Here is a 2431-nt window from a genome sequence, read left to right as displayed (position 1 = left end):
GTCTGCTCCAGCGTCTCCTGGCCGGGGCGCGGCGGCCGCACATGCGGGCGCCAGGGCGGCGGGTCGCCGCCAGGCGGCGTGCTGACGCTTGCGGTTGACCCATCATCCATGTGCAGCTCCGTGCGGTAAGTCCATGTGATATGGAAGCCGCCATAGCGGCGGCCCCCACCTAAATGCAACGCCTACTTGGCCGAGGCCGTGGCCGCCGGCGCGGCCGCATCCGGCTTGTTCGACAGGCCCCAGACCCAGGCCGTCAGGATCTTGATCTGTTCCGGGGTGAGGATGTCGCCATGCGCCGGCATGCGGTTCTCACGCCCGTCCAGGATGGTCTTGACGATGGTGGCTTCCGAACTGCCGTAGAGCCAGACGTCGTCGGTCAGGTTGGGCGCGCCGAGCGCCTGATTGCCCTTGCCGTCGACACCGTGACAGGCCACGCAGAAATTGGCGAACTCGCGCTTGCCGCGGAACACCCGCACCGGGTCGGCCGTCAGGCCCGACAGCGAACGCACGTATTGCGCGATGTCGCCGGCGGTCTTGGGATCGATGGCCGACTTCCAGGGCGGCATCACGCCGATGCGGCCATTGGTGATGGTCTGCATGATGGCTTCGGGCGAGCCGCCGTGCAGCCAGTCGCCGTCGGTCAGGTTGGGAAAGCTGGGGCCGCCCTTGGCGTCGGAGCCATGGCACTGCGAGCAGGTGTTCAGGAACAGGCGCTGGCCGATTTCGCGGGCGCCGGGATCAGCGGCGATCTGCGGCACGGTCATGGCGTCGAAGCGCGCGTAGATCGGACGCACGGCCTCGGCCATCTTGGCCTGCTGCTGCGCCACCTCGTTGGCGCTGCTGTAACCCAGCTGGCCCTTGTACGAGCCCAGGCCCGGCATGAGGAACAGGTAACCCAGCGCGAAGGCGCAGGCCAGCAGGTACATCCAGGTCCACCAACCGGGCACCGGGTTATTCAGTTCCGTGAGATCGCCGTCCCAGACGTGGCCGGTGTCCTCGACCTGGCCATTGGCCGGCTTGGTGTTGAGCCAGCGGCGCTGCGTGTACAGCAGCCACACGCACCACACCACGCCGCCGACCGCGACGATCGAGATGAAATACCCCCAGAAGCCATTGACGAAATCGCTCATGACCGATCCGCTCCATCTTGTTGTGCCGGCCCGAACTCATCGGGCAGCGCGAACGGCAACATGGCCGATTCGCTGTTGGCGCGCTGGCGGCCGCGCGAGCAGGCCCACCAGACGATGCCGAAAAAGGTTGCCATCGAAATGGCGGTGACGATTGCGCTCAGCAAAGCCATGATCAGCCTCCCGACGCCGCGGGTTGCGGGGCGGCGGCCGGTTGCGCGGCCTTGCGGGCCTCTTCCGCCCGTTTGGCCTCTTCGGCCTTCTTGGCCTGCTGCGCCTTGCGCACGCCCACGCCCAGCCCTTGCAGGTAAGCCACCAGCGCGTCCTCTTCGGTCTTGCCCTCGATGGCCTTGGGCGCCGCCGCGATTTCCTCGTCGGTGTAAGGCACGCCCAGGGCGCGCAGCGCGCGCATGCGCTGTGCGACGTTCTGGCCGGTGATCACCGTCTTTTCCAGCCACGGGTAGGCCGGCATGTTGGACTCGGGCACCACCTGGCGCGGGTTGCGCAGGTGGATGCGATGCCAGTCGTCGGAGTAACGCTCGCCCACGCGCGCCAGGTCCGGGCCGGTGCGCTTGGATCCCCATAGGAAGGGGTGGTCGAACACCGACTCCGAAGCCAGCGAGTACGAGCCGTAGCGCTGCACTTCGGCGGCCAGCAGGCGCACCTGCTGCGAGTGGCAGCCGACACAGCCTTCGCGGATGTAGACGTCGCGTCCCATCAGCCGCAGCGGGCTGTAGGGTTCGACCCCCGCCACCGGCTGCGTGGTGCTGTGCTGGAAGAACAGCGGCACGATCTGCACCAGCCCGGCGAAAGACACCACCAGGATGCTGGCGATGATCATCCAGCCGATGTTCTTTTCGAGCGTCTGGTGGGAAAAGAAGCCTTGTTGCTTGTTGGCCATGATGTCCTCGTCAAACAGTGGCCGGCGCGGCGGCGAGGGCCGGCGTGCGGGCGGCATGGGGGTCGTCTTGCGGAATGGCGGGATTGACCGCTTGCGCGCCGCTCACCGTCTTCCATACGTTCCAGGCCATGACAAAGACGCCCGTCAGGAACAGCGTGCCTCCGAGCAGGCGGATCAGGTAGTACGGCACCCGCGTCTTGAGCTCTTCGACGAAGCTGTACACCAGCGTGCCGTCCGTAGCCGTGTCGCGCCACATCAGGCCTTGCTGCACCCCGGCGATCCACATCGCGGCGATGTACAGCACCACGCCGATGGTGGCGATCCAGAAGTGCAGCTCGATGGCCTTGACGCTGTACATCTTCTCGCGGCCATACAGGCGCGGGATCAGGTAGTAGAGCGAGCC

4 protein-coding genes are annotated in these 2431 nt (G+C 66.7%); all 4 read right to left on the bottom strand.

From position 1 onward, the window contains the following. Positions 1-182 precede the first annotated feature (182 nt). Entirely contained in the window at positions 183-1130 is a 948-nt protein-coding gene (gene ccoP / locus HV701_RS26515; RefSeq protein WP_175135965.1) for a cytochrome-c oxidase, cbb3-type subunit III, read from the bottom strand. Then, positions 1127-1303, bottom strand: coding sequence for a cbb3-type cytochrome oxidase subunit 3 (locus HV701_RS26510; RefSeq protein ID WP_175135966.1), 177 nt, complete (start codon positions 1301-1303; stop codon positions 1127-1129). Before HV701_RS26510 ends, ccoP begins: the two co-directional genes overlap by 4 nt. After that, a complete protein-coding gene (gene ccoO / locus HV701_RS26505; RefSeq protein ID WP_175135964.1) occupies positions 1303-2028 on the bottom strand; it encodes a cytochrome-c oxidase, cbb3-type subunit II in 726 nt (241 codons plus the stop codon). Before ccoO ends, HV701_RS26510 begins: the two co-directional genes overlap by 1 nt. 10 nt (positions 2029-2038) lie before the next feature. Continuing rightward, positions 2039-2431, bottom strand: a 393-nt coding sequence (locus HV701_RS26500; RefSeq protein ID WP_175135963.1) for a cbb3-type cytochrome c oxidase subunit I, incomplete at its 5' end; no start/stop codon positions are given.

It is taken from the genome of Achromobacter pulmonis (assembly GCF_902859765.1).
Classification (GTDB): Bacteria; Pseudomonadota; Gammaproteobacteria; order Burkholderiales; family Burkholderiaceae_B; genus Achromobacter; species Achromobacter pulmonis.
Note: the sequence above shows the minus strand (reverse complement) of the source record. Positions and strands in the feature narration are given on the sequence as shown.